The sequence below is a fragment of the Bisbaumannia pacifica genome (genome assembly GCF_007989625.1).
Taxonomy (GTDB): Bacteria; Pseudomonadota; Gammaproteobacteria; order Pseudomonadales; family Halomonadaceae; genus Bisbaumannia; species Bisbaumannia pacifica.
On the sequence record NZ_BJUK01000039.1, the window covers coordinates 16,758 to 33,868 of the forward strand.

At 69.2% G+C, this 17,111-nt stretch carries 18 protein-coding genes; 11 read left to right on the plus strand and 7 right to left on the minus strand.

All coding sequences use genetic code 11. From position 1 onward, the window contains the following. Positions 1-24: 24 nt before the first annotated feature. Entirely contained in the window at positions 25-1,260 is a 1,236-nt protein-coding gene (locus tag HPA02_RS14210; protein ID WP_146803882.1) for an amino acid deaminase, read from the plus strand. A 129-nt stretch (positions 1,261-1,389) separates the two neighbouring features. On the opposite strand, the gene HPA02_RS14215 is transcribed toward HPA02_RS14210, so the two are convergent. The 3 genes from HPA02_RS14215 to serA all read right to left on the minus strand — a co-directional run bounded on the left by HPA02_RS14215 (position 1,390) and on the right by serA (position 4,849). Next, complete coding sequence (locus HPA02_RS14215; protein ID WP_146803863.1) at positions 1,390-2,286, minus strand: DMT family transporter; 897 nt, start codon at positions 2,284-2,286, stop codon at positions 1,390-1,392. 172 nt (positions 2,287-2,458) lie between these two features. After that, positions 2,459-3,430 carry an oxygen-dependent tRNA uridine(34) hydroxylase TrhO gene (trhO, locus tag HPA02_RS14220; protein ID WP_146803864.1) on the minus strand — a complete coding sequence of 324 codons (972 nt, stop codon included), beginning with the start codon at positions 3,428-3,430 and terminating at the stop codon, positions 2,459-2,461. A gap of 168 nt (positions 3,431-3,598) precedes the next feature. Next, on the minus strand, positions 3,599-4,849 hold the full coding sequence (gene serA / locus HPA02_RS14225; RefSeq protein ID WP_146803865.1) for a phosphoglycerate dehydrogenase: 1,251 nt from the start codon (positions 4,847-4,849) through the stop codon (positions 3,599-3,601). 347 nt (positions 4,850-5,196) lie between these two features. Between serA and HPA02_RS14230 the strand changes: the two genes are divergently transcribed. The 4 genes from HPA02_RS14230 to djlA are packed head-to-tail and all read left to right on the plus strand — an operon-like array spanning position 5,197 to position 9,070. Further along, complete coding sequence (locus HPA02_RS14230) at positions 5,197-5,478, plus strand: exodeoxyribonuclease VII small subunit (RefSeq protein WP_146803866.1); 282 nt, start codon at positions 5,197-5,199, stop codon at positions 5,476-5,478. Continuing rightward, positions 5,468-6,352, plus strand: a complete 885-nt coding sequence (gene ispA / locus HPA02_RS14235; protein ID WP_146803867.1) for a (2E,6E)-farnesyl diphosphate synthase — start codon at positions 5,468-5,470, stop codon at positions 6,350-6,352. Before HPA02_RS14230 ends, ispA begins: the two co-directional genes overlap by 11 nt. Before the next feature lie 16 nt (positions 6,353-6,368). Then, positions 6,369-8,318, plus strand: a complete 1,950-nt coding sequence (dxs, locus tag HPA02_RS14240) for a 1-deoxy-D-xylulose-5-phosphate synthase (RefSeq protein WP_146803868.1) — start codon at positions 6,369-6,371, stop codon at positions 8,316-8,318. Continuing rightward, complete coding sequence (gene djlA, locus HPA02_RS14245; protein ID WP_146803869.1) at positions 8,312-9,070, plus strand: co-chaperone DjlA; 759 nt, start codon at positions 8,312-8,314, stop codon at positions 9,068-9,070. Before dxs ends, djlA begins: the two co-directional genes overlap by 7 nt. Positions 9,071-9,189: 119 nt before the next feature. On the opposite strand, the gene uraH is transcribed toward djlA, so the two are convergent. After that, positions 9,190-9,600, minus strand: coding sequence for a hydroxyisourate hydrolase (gene uraH, locus HPA02_RS14250; protein WP_146803870.1), 411 nt, complete (start codon positions 9,598-9,600; stop codon positions 9,190-9,192). Between the two features lie 180 nt (positions 9,601-9,780). On the opposite strand from uraH, the gene HPA02_RS14255 reads away from it, so the two are divergent. Continuing rightward, positions 9,781-10,452 carry a heavy metal response regulator transcription factor gene (locus HPA02_RS14255; protein ID WP_146803871.1) on the plus strand — a complete coding sequence of 224 codons (672 nt, stop codon included), beginning with the start codon at positions 9,781-9,783 and terminating at the stop codon, positions 10,450-10,452. Then, entirely contained in the window at positions 10,452-11,801 is a 1,350-nt protein-coding gene (locus tag HPA02_RS14260; RefSeq protein WP_222594003.1) for a heavy metal sensor histidine kinase, read from the plus strand. The genes HPA02_RS14255 and HPA02_RS14260 overlap by 1 nt, the downstream gene beginning before the upstream one ends. A gap of 54 nt (positions 11,802-11,855) precedes the next feature. On the opposite strand, the gene HPA02_RS14265 is transcribed toward HPA02_RS14260, so the two are convergent. Further along, positions 11,856-12,137 (minus strand): hypothetical protein, encoded by a 282-nt coding sequence (locus HPA02_RS14265; RefSeq protein WP_146803873.1) that lies wholly within the window; start codon positions 12,135-12,137, stop codon positions 11,856-11,858. A gap of 98 nt (positions 12,138-12,235) precedes the next feature. Next, positions 12,236-12,871 carry a GTP cyclohydrolase II gene (gene ribA / locus HPA02_RS14270; protein ID WP_146803874.1) on the minus strand — a complete coding sequence of 212 codons (636 nt, stop codon included), beginning with the start codon at positions 12,869-12,871 and terminating at the stop codon, positions 12,236-12,238. 224 nt (positions 12,872-13,095) lie between these two features. On the opposite strand from ribA, the gene hemE reads away from it, so the two are divergent. Both hemE and HPA02_RS14280 read left to right on the plus strand, forming a co-directional pair. Further along, positions 13,096-14,172 carry a uroporphyrinogen decarboxylase gene (hemE, locus tag HPA02_RS14275; RefSeq protein WP_146803875.1) on the plus strand — a complete coding sequence of 359 codons (1,077 nt, stop codon included), beginning with the start codon at positions 13,096-13,098 and terminating at the stop codon, positions 14,170-14,172. Then, positions 14,150-14,527: a VanZ family protein gene (locus tag HPA02_RS14280; RefSeq protein ID WP_146803876.1), complete on the plus strand. Its 378-nt coding sequence runs from the start codon at positions 14,150-14,152 to the stop codon at positions 14,525-14,527. The genes hemE and HPA02_RS14280 overlap by 23 nt, the downstream gene beginning before the upstream one ends. 101 nt (positions 14,528-14,628) lie before the next feature. Here HPA02_RS14280 and HPA02_RS14285 read toward each other — a convergent pair whose 3' ends face one another. After that, entirely contained in the window at positions 14,629-15,102 is a 474-nt protein-coding gene (locus tag HPA02_RS14285) for a hypothetical protein (RefSeq protein ID WP_146803877.1), read from the minus strand. A gap of 182 nt (positions 15,103-15,284) precedes the next feature. Between HPA02_RS14285 and HPA02_RS14290 the strand changes: the two genes are divergently transcribed. Together HPA02_RS14290 and HPA02_RS14295 are read left to right on the plus strand one after the other, a co-directional pair. After that, positions 15,285-15,713, plus strand: coding sequence for a host attachment protein (locus HPA02_RS14290; RefSeq protein ID WP_146803878.1), 429 nt, complete (start codon positions 15,285-15,287; stop codon positions 15,711-15,713). A 113-nt stretch (positions 15,714-15,826) separates the two neighbouring features. After that, positions 15,827-17,111: methyl-accepting chemotaxis protein (locus HPA02_RS14295; RefSeq protein ID WP_146803879.1), on the plus strand; the 1,285-nt coding region annotated here is incomplete at its 3' end.

The window sequence follows — 17,111 nt, forward strand, 5'->3', positions numbered from 1 at the left end:
GCCTCCGTTGCCCGCCACTCCGCGATGCCCGCCGCCTGGCCCCTGGACAAGGGGGCCATCGAGACCGGTCCCGAGCTGCTCGCCGGCGTCGGCCTGCCGGCGGCGGTGATCCACCAGGCGCCGCTCGCGCATAACCTGGCCTGGATGCAGCGCTTCGCCGATGACCACGGCGCCCGCCTGGCCCCCCACGGCAAGACCACCATGACCCCGGCGCTGTTTCACCGTCAGCTGGATGCCGGCGCCTGGGGCATTACCCTGGCCACCGCCGCCCAGTGCCGGGCCGCCTTCGCCGCCGGGGTTCCCCGGTTGCTGATGGCCAACCAACTGGTGGGCGAGGCCAATATGGCCATCGTCGCCGCGCTGCTGGAGGCCGGCGCCGAGTTCTACTGCGTGGTGGATAGCGCCGCCAATGTGGCCCAGTTGAGTCGCTACTTCGGCGCCCGGGGGCTGCGACTCCGGGTGTTGATCGAGTTGGGGGTGCCGGGCGGGCGCTGCGGCTGTCGCGACCAGGATGAGGTGCTGGCCCTGGGCGAGCTGATCGAGGCGGAGCCGGCCCTGGTGCTGGCCGGCCTGGAGGGCTACGAGGGGGTGGTGTTCGGCGAGGATCCGGCCCGGGCGGTGCGTGGCTACGCCTGGCACCTGGTGGAGGCCGCCCAGACCCTGGATCACGACGGCCTGATCGAGGCCGAGGCGCCGCTGATCACCGCTTCCGGTTCCGCCTGGTACGACCTGATCGCCGAGGTATTCCGGGAGGCCCACCTGGGCGAGCACTTCGTGCCGGTGCTGCGTCCCGGCTGCTACGTGGTCCACGACCACGGCATCTATCGGGAGGCCCAGCGCGGCGTGCTGGGGCGGCGTCCCGAGCTGGAGCAGGGGCTGCGCCCGGCCCTGGAGGTTTACGCCCAGGTGATCTCCCTGCCGGAACCGGGTCGTGCCATCCTCGGGGTGGGCAAGCGGGACATCGGCCATGACCAGCTGCCGGAACCGCTGCGTCGCCACCGCGAGGGAGGCGATCCGCGGCATTCACTGTCGGTGGCGGGCTGGCGCGTCACCAAGCTGATGGATCAACACGCCTTCGTGGAGCTGCCCCCGATGCCCGCCGCCGAGCCGGGACTGCCCGGCAACGGCGGCGAGGTGCGGGTAGGCGATATCGTCGCCCTGGGCACCTCCCATCCCTGCCTGACCTTCGACAAGTGGCGGCGCCTCTGCCTGGTGGACGACGACCTGCGGGTGGTGGAGGAGATGGCCACCTATTTCTAGGGGGGTATCGCACCTCCGCTGCCACTGGGCGGTCACGGGGTTTGTGGGAGTCCGGCTTCGCCGGACGATTGGTGCCGCCAGGCGCCTTGGTGCTTGCCAGGATCAATAATCCCGGAGGGGGCGGGGGCGTTAGGGCGCCGCGGCGCGTTTGGCGGCGCGCCGCGCCAGGCGGTCGCCGAACAGGTAGGCACCCAGCGCCACCAGGATCAGCGCCGCCCCCAGCCACATGGAGAGGCTGGGGCGCTCGCCGTTGAGGGCCATGCCCAGCCCCAGGGCCAGCACCGGGGTGATCAGGGTGACCAGGGCCACGGTGGCGGCGGCCAGCCGCGAGAGGATCAGGTAGTAGCAGAGGAAGCCGATCAGCGAGCCGAACAGCGCCAGATAGAGCACCGCCCAGAGGCCGCGGGGCGTCAGCGGCACCATCAGCGGCTCGCCGCTGGCCAGCCAGAGTAGCGCGAAGCAGGGCATCGACAGCAGCAGGGCGCCGGCGGTCTGCTCCAGGGGCGGCAGCCCCGCCGCCACCCGCTGCACGGCGATGCCGCTGCCGCTGAACAGGGTCACCGCCGCCACCATCATGGCCAGGGCCCCGAGCTGGTCGACGCCGGCGCCCAGGGAGTCGGCGAAGATCACCGCCAGCCCCACCACCCCCAGCAGGCAGCCCAGCCAGTGCCAGGGCTTGAGGCGGGTGGCGCCGGGCAGTGCCTGGAGGATCAGCCCCGAGATCAAGGGCGCCAGGCCGAACATCACCGACAGTAGCCCCGAGGGCAGGCTCATGGAGGCGCGGTAGCTCAGTGCCATGGCGCCGAAGACCCCGGGCACCGCCACCGCATAGCTGAGCAGGGCGCGCCGCGAGCGGGGCAGGCCGCGGCCCAGCAGACGCAGGATCAGCACGGCCAGCACCGCGGCGATGGCCATGCGCAGCCAGACGCTGCCCACCGGGGCGCCGGCCTCGGCGCTCCACTTGATGGCCAGGGGGGTGGTGGCCCATACCAGCACCACGGTGAGATAGGCCGGCCCGGTCGGCATGCTGATTCCCTCCAGAAAAGCGCGGGATGCCCAGACCGATCCATCGGGTCCAGGGGCATCCCGCAGAAAATCCATTCGAAGGTTAACCATTACCACGAAAAAAGCCACCGCGTCGAGACGCGGTGGCGGGTACGGAATCAGCAGCCCTGAAACGACCAAGGGGCGCTGGGGGCTAGGCCTCCTCGGCCTCGGCTACCTGGGAAGCTTTTATCTGCCGCGGGTCGCGGCCGATGGGGTGGGGCTCGCCGCGGGCCTTGGCCAGCTCGATCTGGCGCTGGCGCTCCCGTGCGGCGGCACGGGTCTTCTCCGGCAGGCTGTCGTAGCAGTGCGGACAGCTGACCCCGGGCTCGTACTTCTCGGAGCGCATCTCCTCGGCGGAGACCGGCATGCGGCAGGCATGACACTGGTCGTAGTCGCCGCGGCTCAGGTCGTGGCGCACCGTGACCCGGTTATCGAAGACGAAGCACTCGCCGCGCCACAAGGAGCGCTCCTCGGGCATCTTCTCCAGGTAGTTGAGCACGCCGCCCTTGAGGTGATAGACCTCCTCGAAGCCCTCCTTGAGCATAAAGCTGGAGGCCTTCTCGCAGCGGATGCCGCCGGTGCAGAACATGGCCACCTTCTTATGCTTGGCCGGGTCATAGTGCTGGCGCACATAGTCCGGGAACTCCCGGAAGGTGGTGGTCTTGGGGTCGACGGCGCCCGCGAAGCTGCCGATGGCCACCTCGTAGTCGTTGCGGGTATCGATCACCAGCACCTCGGGGTCGCTGATGACCTCGTTCCACTGCTCCGGCTCCACATAGGTGCCCACGGTGTCGTTGGGGTCGATGCCGGGCACGCCCAGGGTGACGATCTCCCGCTTGAGCTTCACCTTGGTGCGGTAGAAGGGGTGGGCGTCGCAGTAGGACTCCTTGTGGTCCAGGGCAGTCAGGCGCGGGTCGGCCTTGAGCCAGGCCAGCAGGGCGTCGATGGCCTCCCGGGTGCCGGAGACGGTGCCGTTGATGCCCTCCCGGGCGAGCAGCAGGGTGCCCTTGACGTCATGGGCGAGCATGGTCTGGCGCAGCGGCTCGCGCAGGGCGTCGAAGTCTTCGAGGGTGACGAACTGATAGAGCGCCGCCACCACGATCCGCGGGGAATCCTGGGTCATCTCTCTCTCCTGGTAGTCGTCCTCGCAAAGGACGGACCGGGTTGGGGAGGCGCCATTCTACTCAAGCCGGGAGAGGCACGCACCCCGTGGCCTTGACCTGGATCAAGGCCATAAACGCCAGGGCCCCGGCGAATGCCGGGGCCCTGCTATCGCTGAAGAGGCGAGCGATCAACTATCGAAGTTGACCTCGGAGTAGAGCACCCGCACGCGCAGGGTATGCTCCACCTGCTTGAGGGCCTCCAGGGCCTTGGCGCCATAGGCCTTGTCCACGTCGATCACCACATAGCCGACCTTCTCGTTGGTCTGCAGGTACTGGCCGGAGATATTGATATCGTTCTCGGAGAGCACATGGTTGATCTCGGAGAGCACGCCCGGCACGTTGTCGTGGATATGCAGCAGGCGGTGCTTGTCCGGGTGGGCCGGCAGGGCCACCTCGGGGAAGTTCACCGAGGTCACGGTGGTGCCGTTGTCGGAGTAGGTGATCAGCTTCTCGGAGACCTCGACGCCGATGTTCTCCTGGGCCTCCAGGGTGGAGCCGCCCACATGGGGGGTGAGGATGACGTTGTCCAGGCCGCGCAGCGGGCTGACGAACTCCTCGTCGTTGCCCTTGGGCTCCACCGGGAAGACATCGATGGCCGCGCCCAGCAGCTTGCCTTCCTTGAGGGCCGCGGCCAGGTCCTCGATCACCACCACGCTGCCGCGGGAGGCGTTGATCAGGATGCCGCCCTGCTTCATCAGCGCGATCTGCTCCTTGGCGATCATCCACTTGGTGGAGGGCAGCTCCGGCACGTGCAGGCTGACCACGTCGGCGCGCGCCAGCAGCTCCTCCAGGCTGGCCACCTGGCGGGCGTTGCCCATGCCCAGCTTGGTCACCACGTCGTAGAAGATGACGTCGAAGCCCAGGGACTCGGCCAGCACCGACAGCTGGGCGCCGATATTGCCGTAGCCGACAATACCCAGGGTCTTGCCGCGGGCCTCGTGGGAGTTCTTGGCGCTCTTCATCCAGCCGCCCTGGTGGGCGGAGTGGCTCTTCTGGGGAATGCCGCGCAGCAGCATGATCGCCTCGGCCAGCACCAGCTCGGCCACCGAACGGGTGTTGGAGTAGGGGGCGTTGAAGACCGGGATGCCGCGGCGCAGGGCGGCATTCAGGTCGACCTGGTTGGTGCCGATGCAGAAGCAGCCCACGGCATTGAGTTTCTCGGCGGCGGCGAAGACGCGCTCGTTGAGCTGAGTCCGGGAGCGAATACCGATGAAGTGCACGTCACGGATCTTCTCGATCAGCGACGCCTCGTCCAGGGAGGTGGCGAGGTGCTCGATATTGGTGTAACCGGCGTTCAGGAAGTTATCTACCGCACTCTGGTGGATACCCTCGAGCAGCAGGATCTTGATCTTGCTCTTGTCCAACGACGTCTTGGCCATTCTCGAATCAACCCTTTCCGCGGCGGGGCCGCTTATCAGTCATATAGTGTGTGCCTGTTCGCCTCCCGAGGGGCGCGGCGGGTTCCGGACGGCAGGGGGCGGGGAACCGGCGCGAAGCGGATGGAGACTCTCGCAGGGGGCGTAACAGGGGCACTATCCTAGCACAGCCCCCGCGGGCGCCGGATGAAAATGCTGCGCCGCCAGCATGAGCCGGCTGCATCCAGGGCGGAGTGAACTGGAAACCCCGCTTATGCTGGGGCAGACGCCCCCCGGGGCAGAGGGTGTATACTGTGCGCTTTGACTTTTTGGCGACGCCGGCCGCGGCGTCACTAGCCGACGAGGGGGCCATGGCCGACAAGGATACCGCGACACCCGAGGGCGCCGAGCCGCAGGACTTCGCCGCCACCCTGGAACGCCTGGAGACGCTGGTGGAGCGACTCGAGTCCGGCGAACTGAGCCTGGAGGCCTCCCTGGCGGCCTTCGAGCAGGGCGTGGGCCTGACCCGCGACGCCCAGCGCCGCCTGGACGAGGCCGAGCTGCAGGTGCGCCGCCTGGTGGAACAGGACGATGGCAGCCTGGGCATCGCCCCCTTCGCCGGCCCGGACGACGAGGTGCCCGATGACGCCTGAGCCCCTGACCACGCGCCTGGCCGCCGACCGGGCGCGCATCGATGCCTGGCTGGAGGGCCTCTTCGCCGCGCGCACTCCCCCCTCGGCGCGCCTCGAGGCGGCCATGCGCCACGGCCTGCTGGTGGGCGGCAAGCGCCTGCGCCCGGTGCTGGTCTATGCCGCCGGCCGCGCCCTGGGCGCCGACGAGGCCCTGCTCGATGCCCCCGCCGCCGCGGTGGAGCTGATCCACGCCTACTCCCTGGTCCACGACGACCTGCCGGCCATGGACGACGACGACCTGCGCCGCGGCCAGCCCACGGTGCACAAGGCCTATGACGAGGCCACGGCGATCCTCGCCGGTGACGCCCTCCAGGCGCTGGCCTTCGAGGTGCTGGCCCGGGCCGCACACCCGCGGCTGCCGGCGCTGATGCTGACCCTGGCCGAGGCCGCCGGTCGCGACGGCATGGTAGCCGGCCAGGCCCTGGACCTGGCCGCGGTGGGCGGACAGCCCGACGTGGCGGCCCTGGCCACCATGCATGGTCACAAGACCGGTGCCCTGATCCGTGCCGCGGTGCGCCTCGGCGCCCTGAGTGCCGCCGGCGACGACGACCCCCGGGTGGCGGCCCTGGAGCGCTATGCCCGAGCCGTGGGCCTGGCCTTCCAGATCCATGACGATATCCTCGACGTGACCGGCGACACCGCCACCCTGGGCAAGGCCGCCGGCGCCGACGCCGCCCACGACAAGCCCACCTATCCGGCCCTGCTCGGCCTGGACGGCGCCCGGGCCAAGGCCGATGGCCTGCTCGAGGAGGCCCTGGCCGCCCTGGTGCCGCTGGGCGAGGCCGCCGCGCCGCTGGCCGAGCTGGCCCGCTACATGATCGAGCGCGACCACTGAATACGCGGATGACCCCATGAAGCTGTTCGACGAGATTCCCGCCGAGCGCCCGGCCACGCCGCTGCTCGACGCCCTGGACACCCCGGCCGCGCTGCGCGCCCTGCCCGGCGCCCAGCTCCAGCAGCTGGCCGACGAGCTGCGCGCCTACCTGCTCTACAGCGTCGGCTGCAGCGGCGGCCACTTCGGCGCCGGCCTCGGCGTGGTGGAGCTCACCGTGGCCCTGCACCAGGCCCTGGAGACCCCCCATGACCGCCTGGTCTGGGACGTGGGCCACCAGGCCTACCCCCACAAGATCCTCACCGGGCGCCGCGAGGCGATGCCGCGCATCCGCCAGTACGGCGGCCTGGCGGCCTTCCCCAGCCGCGCCGAGTCGGAGTACGACACCTTCGGCGTGGGTCACTCCAGCACCTCCATTTCGGCGGCGCTGGGCATGGCCCTGGCGGCCCGCGCCAAGGGCGAGCAGCGGCGTACCTGCGCGGTGATCGGCGACGGCGCCCTGACCGCCGGCATGGCCTTCGAGGCCCTGGCCCACGCCGGTCATGTGGATGCCAACCTGCTGGTGGTGCTCAACGACAACGAGATGTCGATCTCCGAGAACGTCGGCGGCATCGCCAGCTACCTGGCGCGGATCCTCGCCAGCAAGCCCTACACCGCGATGCGTGAGAACGGCAAGAAGGTGCTCTCCCACCTGCCCGGGGCCCTGGAGCTGGCGCGGCGCACCGAAGAGCATATGAAGGGCATGATCAGCCCGGCGACGCTGTTCGAGGAGATGGGCTTCAACTATATCGGCCCCATCGACGGCCACGACCTGCCGCTGCTGGTGCAGACCCTGCGCAATATGCGCGACCTGGACGGCCCCCAGTTCCTCCACGTCAAGACCCGCAAGGGGCGCGGCTTCCGTCCCGCCGAGGCGGACCCCATCGGCTACCACGCCATCACCAAGCTGGAGAAGAGCGACGAGACGCCGCCGCCGGTCAAGGTGTCGCCGCCGAGGAAGAGCCCGAAGAAGTACTGCAATGTCTTCGGCGACTGGATCTGCGATATGGCCGCCGCCGATAGTCGGCTGATCGGCATCACCCCCGCCATGCGCGAGGGCTCCGACCTGATCCGCTTCTCCCGGGAATATCCCCAGCGCTACTTCGACGTGGCCATCGCCGAGCAGCACGCGGTAACGCTTGCCGCCGGCATGGCCTGCGAGGGCGTCAAGCCGGTGGTGGCCATCTACTCCACCTTCCTGCAGCGCGGCTACGACCAGTTGATCCACGACGTGGCGGTGCAGCACCTGGACGTGACCTTCGCCATCGACCGGGCCGGCCTGGTCGGCGAGGACGGCCCCACCCACCACGGCAGCATGGACCTCTCCTTCCTGCGCTGCGTGCCGGGGATGGTGGTGCTGGCCCCCGCCGACGAGGCGGAGTGCCGGGCCATGCTCAGCGCCGCCTACCATCACCCCGGCCCCGCCGCGGTGCGCTACCCCCGCGGCAGCGGCCCCGGCGTGGCGATCCCCACGCATCTGGAGCCCCTGCCCATCGGCCGGGCCGAGACCCGTCGCGCCAGTGGCGCCGCCCCCGGCGCCCGGGTCGCGCTGCTGGCCTTCGGCAGCCTCAATACCGCCGCGGCCGAAGTGGCCGAGCGCCTCGATGCCGGCCACCTCAATATGCGCTCGGTGAAGCCGCTGGATCGCGATGCCGTGCTGGCCGCCGCCGCCGACCACGACCTGCTGGTGACCCTGGAGGAGAACGTGGTGGCCGGTGGCGCCGGCAGCGCCGTGGCCGAGCTGCTGGCCGCCGAGGGCGTCCCGGCCCCGCTGCTCCAGTTGGGCCTGCCCGACGCCTTCGTCGAGCACGGTAAGCCGGCGCAGCTGCTTGCCGACTGCGGCCTCGACGCCGCCGGCATCGAGGCCGCCATCCGCGCCCGGCTCGCCGGCGCTGACCCGTCCCGGCGCGAGGGGGAGGACTCATGCTGATCGTCGTACTGCTCGGTGCCTTTATCGGCCTGCTGGTCGGAGGGCCCTTGGGCCTGCTGATCGGCGGTGGGCTCGGTTACTGGCTCGCGGCGCGGCTGCGCCGCAGCATGCTCGGGCGCCTGGCCGCGTCCCAGGAGCAGTTTCTCGAATCGACCTTCGCGATCATGGGCTGCCTGTGCAAGGCCGATGGCCAGGTCACCGAGGACGAGCTGGAGGCCTCGCGCCGGCTATGGGATCGACTGCGCTTGAACGAGACCCAGCGTGCCAAGGCGCGGGCCGACTTCACCCGCGGCAAGGCCGCGGACTTCGACCTCGAGGCGGAGTTGGCCCGGGTGCGCCAGATCGTGGGCACGCAGCCGGCCCTGCGCCAGGTGTTCCTTCAGGTCCAGTTGGCGGCGATCGCCGCGGATGGACGCCTGCACCCCGCCGAGCACGAGATGCTGATGCGTGTCGTGCGTGGGCTGGGCTGCTCGGAGGCCGAGATCGCCCAGATCGAGGCGATGCTGCGCGGCGCCGCCGAGGCGCCGGACGCGACGGGGACCTCCCTCGCGGATGCCTACCGGGTACTGGGGGTCGAGGAGGACGCCAGCGATGCCGAACTCAAGCGCGCCTACCGTCGCCTGATGAGCCAGAACCATCCCGACAAGCTCGCCGCCAAGGGCTTGCCCGAGAGCATGCGCGAGGTCGCCCAGCAACGCACCAGCGAGATCGGTAACGCCTACGAGCGCATCCGTAAGGCCAGGGCCGCCTGAGAGGGCGGCGTCCGCGAACCGCCCACCGCGCTAGGCACGCCCCTGATTCAGGCGCCATCGCCCCAAGCAGAAAGCCCTCGACTCGGTCGAGGGCTTTCTGCTTGGGGCGAGGCCGGGGGTCAGTTGCCGCGATAGGTGGAGTAGCCGTAGGGGCTCAACAGCAACGGGATATGGTAGTGCTGCTCGGCGTCGGTGACCTCGAAGTGCACGGGAATCTCCGGGAAGAAGGTCTCGGTGTCCTGCTTGGCGAACCAGTCGCCGGTGGCGAAGATGACTCGGTAGGCCCCCGGCTCGAAGGTCGCCTGCTCCGGATAGAGCGCCGAGATACGCCCCGAGGGAGCCGTCTCGCCGCTGGCCAGGGGCTGCCAGCCGCCATCGGTGCGCCGTTCGAGGCGCACCTCGATGCCCGGTGACGGCTGGCCGGTCTGGATATCCAGGACATGGACGCTCAGCGGGTTGTCGGCCGCCAGGGCCGGCAGGGTGGCGGCGCAGAGGCCGAGGGCGGTGATCAGGCGGTAGCGAGTGATCATAGGGACTCCTTCGCGGGGGATGAGGTAAGGGGGCGAGGGGGCCTCGTGGCATCCCCTCGGTACGCGGTCCCATGCTGCGGTGACTCGACCGTCAAATCGCCGACGGCGGGATTACGACTTTGTAATGGGCAAGCCCTCGGTGGCGGGCTAGCCTGTGGCGTCATTTGCGGAGGCCTGCGCATGCGCATCTTGCTGGTGGAGGACGAGGACAAGACCGCCGACTATTTGGCGGCGGGGCTCGAGGAGTCCGGCTTCCGGGTCGAGGTGGCTCGGCATGGCCTCGACGGGCGCCATCTAATCGAAGAGGCGGAGTTCGACCTGGTCATCCTTGACGTGATGTTGCCCGGCCTGGACGGCTGGGAACTGCTGCGGCTGATTCGCCGGCAAAGCCAGGTGCCGGTGCTCTTCCTGAGCGCTCGCGACGACGTGGAGTACCGGGTCAAGGGCCTCGACCTGGGGGCCGACGACTATCTGGTCAAGCCCTTCTCCTTTGTCGAGCTGCTGGCCCGGGTGCGCAGCCTGTTGCGTCGGGGGCCCCTGCGCGCCCGGGAGTCCTTCCGGGTCGCCGATCTGCACATGGATGTGCTGAGGCGACGGGTGACGCGTGGCGAGGCGCGCATCGCGCTGACCAATCAGGAATTCGCCCTGCTGCAGCTATTGCTCGATCGCGAGGGGGAGGTCCTGTCGCGTCCCTTTATCGCTTCCCAGGTATGGGGCATGAACTTCGAGAGCGACACCAATGTGGTCGAGGTGGCCGTGCGCCGCCTACGGGCCAAGGTGGATGATCCCTTCTCCCGAAAGCTGATTCATACCGAACGCGGCATGGGCTATGTGCTCGAGGCCCGCGCCTGATGCGTCGTCCTCTCTCGCTGTCACTGCGGCTTGCCCTGCTATTTGCCCTGGTGACGCTCGGGCTGCTCGGCGGCCTCGGCGCCTATCTTCACCACGCCCTCGGTCAGCAGCTGGCCTGGCGCGACGACCAGCTGTTGCTGGGGCGACTGGAACGCATGGAAGCCCTGCTCGATGATGGCGAGAGTATCGCGGCCCTGCGTCGTCGTCCCCTGCTCTACGCCAATATGCTGGGCAATCGCGACAGCCTGTTGTGGATTCTCGACCCCCAGGGGCGGCCCTTGATCGAAATCAATCCGCCGGGACTGGCGGTGCCGGAGCTGCCGGCGGCCCCCGAGGGGCGGCTGATGGCCCATGCCGGAGCCCGCCTGGCCTGGAGGAGCCTGAACCATGAAGGGCGTCGCCTGACCCTGGTGGCCGGCAAGCGTCTCGAGGAACGCGAGCGGATGCTGGCCGCCTATCGGCTGCGCCTGTGGCTGGCCATGGGGGCGGGGACGCTGCTGGCCAGCCTACTGGGCTGGTGGGTGGCGCGTCGCGGGCTGCGCCCGGTGCGTCGCCTGGCGGCACGGGCCCAGAGCATCGACGCGCGTCACCTGCACCGTCGCCTGGCGGTGCACGGGGAGGTGAGCGAACTGCGCGAGCTGAGTCGGGCGCTCAATCAGATGCTGAGTCGGCTGGAGGAGGGATTCGCCCAGTTGTCACGCTTTTCCGGAGACCTGGCCCATGAGATGCGCACCCCACTCGGCAACTTGCTGGGGGCGACCCAGCAAACGCTCCAGCGCGAGCGGGAGCCCGCGGAGTACCGGCGACTGCTGGGCTCCCATGTCGAGGAGTACGAGCGGCTGTCGCGCATGGTCGATACCGTGTTGCTGCTGGCGCGCACCGAGCAGCCGGCCGGGGCGCTGGCCCGCGAGCCCATCGACCTGGCGAGCCTCGTCGGTCAGCTGTGCGACTATTTCGAGGGCATGGCCGATGACGATGGCCGCGCGCTGATCAATCGTGCCTCCGGCAGCGTCATGGGCAACCTCGACCTGCTGCGCCGGGCCCTGGCCAACCTGATCGCCAATGCCCTGCAGCATGGCTGGAGCGGCACGCCAGTCATCATCCAGTCGCGGCAGACGCCGCAGGGAATGCTCCTCGAGGTGACCAATCGAGGCCAGGGGATCCCCGGCGTCGAGCAGGAGCGTGTCTTCGAGCGCTTCTACCGGTGCGATGCCGCGCGTAGTCGCGGCGGCGCGACCGGAGGGCTGGGGCTGGCGATCGTGCGTTCGATTGCCCGCTGGCACGGGGGGGAGGCCTCGGTATGCTGCGAGAGTGAGCTAACGACCTTTCGCTTGACCCTGCCGGCCTGAGGGAATGGCAAGACGACATCGGCCCCCGGGCACCAGGCCGGGGGCCGGCGGGCCTCAGTGGGTGGCCTGACGACCCAGTGACAGGGGATTGCCGTTGGCATCCACATGCATGGGCGGCCGATAGCGCTTCAGGCGCAGCCAGGCCTGGGCCATGGCCTCGCTAGTGCCGGATACCAGGTGCAGGTTGGCCGGTTCCTGGACCCTGTCGGGCATGCTGGCGTACTGGCTCGTCGGCGCCTGATTGAGTTCCAGGGCCCGTTGGCTGGCGCGGTCGGCCTGGGCCATCAGGGGCAGGGCCACCAGGGGCAGGGCGAGAAGCAAGAGTCGGGTTTTCATGACGAGTCCCTCCATAAGGCTGGGGCACAGAGGGCGTCGCGATGGCCGAAGGGCGCATCGCCGACGCTCGTGTCTTAGCCGTGGGGGGAGGGAAAACCTTACGACTTGCGTTCGATATCCACGTCGCTGGCCTGGGTGAAGTCGCCCAGGGCCATCATATGGCCGAGCTTGCCCGCCTTGGTGGAGAGGTAGTGCTCGTTATGCGGGTTGAGGCCGGTGGTCAGGGGCACTCGCTCGGCCACCTGGACGCCGGCCCGGGTCAGGGCATCGACCTTGCGCGGGTTGTTGGTCATCAGGCGCAGGCCGCCGATGCCCAGGTGCTCGAGCATGGGCACGCAGAGGTCGTAGCGACGCATATCGGCGCCGAAGCCGAGGCGTTCGTTGGCCTCCACGGTATCGGCGCCTTGATCCTGGAGATGATAGGCGCGGATCTTGTTGAGCAGGCCGATGCCGCGACCCTCCTGGCGCAGGTAGAGCAGCACGCCGCGGCCCTCGCCGGCGATGCGCTTGAGGGCCTCCTGGAGCTGATAGCCGCAATCGCAGCGCATGGAGAAGAGCGCATCGCCGGTCAGGCACTCGGAGTGCACCCGGCCCAGCACGGGCTCGCCATCGCTGACGTCGCCCAGGGTCAGGGCGATATGGTCCTTGCCGGTGGCCTCGTCCTCGAAGCCATGCATGGTAAAGGTCGCCCAGGGGGTGGGCAGCCGGGAGGCGGCGATGAATCGAATCGTCACGGGTTACCTCGTCGTACGGGCGGCGCTCGGCGCCAGGCCAATCGGGCCATTCTAGCAGGATCGAGGCCGTGGCTCACGGCCTCGACGACAGGGAGGAGCGAAAGGCGCGTCGCCGCGACCTGTCCCCGGTGGCGTTTCTTTTGCGGACGCCACCCGCACCCCGGCGCGACACCGGGGCGGCTTCGGGTACAATGCGGGCAAATCTTGTCGAGAGTGAGCCCCGCATGGAACTCAAGAACGATCGCTTTCTGCGCGCACTGGCCCGCCAGCCGGTGGACCGTACCCCGGTTTGGATGATGCGCCAGGCCGGCCGCTACCTGCCGGAATATCGCGCCTCCCGGGCCGATGCGGGCAGCTTCATGGACCTGTGCCGCAACCATGACCTGGCCTGCGAGGTGACCCTGCAGCCCCTGGAGCGCTATCCGCTGGATGCCGCCATCCTCTTCTCGGATATCCTCACCATTCCCGACGCCATGGGCCTGGGGCTCTATTTCGAGACCGGCGAGGGACCGAAATTCCGCAAGCCGGTGCGCACCCCCGAGGCCGTGGCGGCGCTGAGCGTGCCGGACGCCGAGCGCGACCTGGGTTATGTGATGAAGGCGGTCTCCACCATCCGCTCGGCGCTCAACGGTCGGGTGCCGCTGATCGGCTTCTCCGGCAGCCCCTGGACGCTGGCCACCTATATGGTGGAGGGCGCCTCCAGCAAGGACTTCCGGCATGTGAAGACCATGCTCTATGACACGCCGGATACCATGCACCAGTTGCTGGACACCCTGGCCCAGGCGGTCACCGACTACCTCAATGCGCAGATTCGCGCCGGCGCCCAGGCGGTACAGATCTTCGATACCTGGGGCGGGGTGCTCTCCACCCCGGCCTACCTGGAGTTCTCGCTGCGCTATATGGAGCAGATCGTCGCCGGCCTCGAACCCGACCAGGACGGCCGTAAGGTGCCGGTGATCCTGTTCACCAAGAATGGCGGCCAGTGGCTGGAGCATATCGCCGGCACTGGCTGTGACGCCCTGGGACTGGATTGGACCACCGAGCTGGCCGATGCCCGGGCCCGGGTGGGCCACAAGGTGGCGCTGCAGGGCAACCTGGACCCCAATGTGCTGTTCGCCAAGCCCTCGGCGATTCGTGCCGAGGTGGCGCGGATCCTCGACAGCTACGGCAGCGGCCCCGGGCATGTCTTCAACCTGGGTCACGGCATCAGCCAGTTCACCGACCCGGATCACGTCACGGCCTTTATGGACGCCCTGCACGAACTGAGTCCCGCCTATCATGCCCGGATCGAACACGGCTGAGTGGCTGTGCCGCTGGCATCGCCGTCGCCGCCTGTGGGCGGCGGCGGCCCTGGCCGCGGCCTTGCTGATCGCCCTCGGTAGCCTGACTCCGGGCGGCGAGATGCCCGAGTCCCTGCCCTGGGACAAGCTCAACCACTTCGTCGGCTATGCCGGCCTGGCGGGGCTCCTGGGCCTGGCCGGGTGGCGCCTGTCCTGGGCCTTCGCCCTGGCGGTGGCCTATGGCATCGCCATCGAGTTCGCCCAGATCCTGGTGCCGGGCCGCAGCGGCGGCGACGGCTGGGATATCTTCGCCAATACCCTGGGGAGTGGCAGTGGCGTGCTTTTCTTATACGGCCTGCGCCGTTATTTGGGCTAGGGACGCTTCGCCGCTTTCCATACCCCCTGGCTGTGGCTGTGGCAGCGTCGTGCTGCTGCGATATGGCCTGCGCCGTTGTTTGGCTAGGGGCGGCGGCTTGCTTAGGAGAGGCGCGGTTCGCCGCTGGGGGCGGCCTCGTCGAGGCCATTCTGGACGTCCAGGGTCGGCTCGCTGGCCGTTCGGCGTACCCTGGCCTTGCCCACGACCTCATCCTCCAGTACCACCCGGCGGGCCTCGCTGGTCCAGGCGCTGTCCGGGTCATGTACCGCCGGGCGCCGGGCATCGGAGCGCGTCATGACCGACTGGGGGGCGAAGCCGCCCTGGCGAGCCGGCAGGTGGTAGGGCAGCAACCAGAGCTCCAGCAGCAGCCGCATCGCCGCCATGGCTAGCAGCAGCAGGCCGCCGCCCAGGGCCAGGTCGGGCCAGGCCGTCACCCAGGTGGTGTCGGCCAGCCAGGGGGTGCGTGGCAGCAGCCGGCTCAGGCCATAGCCGAGCAGGCCCAGTTGCAGCAGCAGGTGACAGCGCAGCAGGGTGGCGCGGGGCAGGGGGTGACGCGGAAAGAGGAATCGACGCATGGCTAGCCTTCCTGGAGTTGGCGGTGCGGAGACGGTCGGCGTCCTGCCGACGCCGGCATGCTACCCCAGTTCCAGCGCCGGCGCAGCTATCACGCCACGGGAAGTTGACGCTTTCCCGGGCCCTTGCCACGCTCCATAGGAGGCCTCCGGCCTCGTTCCCTTTATCTTGCCAAGGAGTTCCCATGACGACCTATATCGTGGTGGCCGATGCGGCGCGCGCCCGCGTCTTTACCCGTGAGGGACTGAGACTGGAAGAGAAGGAGAGCCTGGTGCATGCCGAGGGGCGCCTGCACGAGGGGGACCTGGTGACCGATGGCGGCGGCGAGGTGCATGAATCCATGGGCCGCACCTCGCGGACCTCGGGAGGCGAGAGCGTGGCCTCCCACCATCAGGCGGAAATCTTCGCCAAACAGGTGGCGGAGTGCATCTATCATGCCCGGGTCGGCAATCATCTGCGCAAGCTGATCCTGGTGGCACCGCCCCGTTTCCTGGGCATCCTGCGCGACAAGCTGGATGAGGCCTCCAGCAAGCTGATCATTCACTCCCTGGCCAAGGATCTCTCCAAGGCGCCGCTGGCGGATATTCAGGAAGCGGTCAGCGATATGCGTTGAAACGAACGTTAAAGCTCGTCGGGTCGTCGGCCGATACCTAAGTCCAGCGCCGATCCATGGCACCCGTGGGGTGGCGTTGATAACAACTCCCCGACCCGACGAGCGAGACCCGCATGCTGACATCCCTGCGAACCCGAATCCTGATCGCCGCCGTGGTGGTCATCACCCTGGCGTTGGTGATCAATGGTATCGCCAGCTATTTTACCCTGCAGTCCCATAACGAGCGTCAGACCGCGCAACAGCTCGATGCCACCGCCGAGGGCCATGCCCAGGCTGTCGGCGAGTGGATCGAGGCGCGCCTGGCCATGGCCGCCGCCGCCGAGGGGGCCGCCTTCGGCGACGCCCCCCTGGCGTCGCTCCAGCAACTGGCCGCCTCCGGCGGGTTCTTGTCCACGTATGTGGCCGATCCCCGCAGTGGCGACATGGTGACCTCAGACGGCTGGGTGCCCCCCGCCGACTACGATCCCCGGGTGCGGCCCTGGTATCAGCGGGCCGAGGCGGTCGGTGACACCGTCGTCACCCTGCCCTATGTGGATGCCAATACCGGCCAGCTGGTGGTGACCATCGCCCACCCCTTCTACCAGGGGGGACGCCTGGAAGCCGTACTGGGCGGTGATATCGTCATCGATACCATCGTCGAGGGGGTGGCCGAGATCCGGCCCTCGCCGGAGAGCTTCGCCTTCCTGGTGGCCGGCGACGGTACCCTGATCGCCCACCCGGACCCCGCCCTGGCGCTGGAGCCCGCCACACGCCTCAACCCGACCCTGGATGCCGCCTTCCTGGAGGAACTGGCCGTGGCCGAGGCACCCCCGCGGCTGGCCCTCGGGGAGCGCGATCGGCTGTTGGGCAGCCGTGGCATCGCCGGCACCGACTGGCAACTGGTGGTGGCCCTGGACGAACACGAGGCCACTGCCGGCCTGCGGGCGATCCTCGGCACCTCCGCCCTGACCCTGGTACTGGTGGCCCTGGGCGCGGTGCTGGTGCTGGGCGCCCTGCTCAAGGTGGTGTTCCGTCGCCTGCAGCTGGCTCGGGATGCCATGCAGGACGTGGCCAGCGGCGAGGGCGACCTGACCCGACGCCTGCCGGAGGAAGGCCAGGACGAGGTGGCGCAGATCGCCCAGGCCTTCAACCGCTTCGTGGCCAAGATGGACGCCGTGATGCTGACCATCCGCGACAGCAGCGAGTCGGTGCGCATCGCCGCCAATGAGATCGCCAGCGGCGGCCAGGACCTGTCGCGGCGCACCGATAGCGCCGCCTCCAGCCTGCAGCAGACCTCCGCTTCCATGGAGGAGATCACCGGCACCGTGGCGCAGACCGCCGATTCCGCCCAGCAGGCCAACCAGCTGGCGCTCTCCGCCTCCCAGGTGGCGGCCCGGGGCGGCGAGGTGGTGGGCGAAG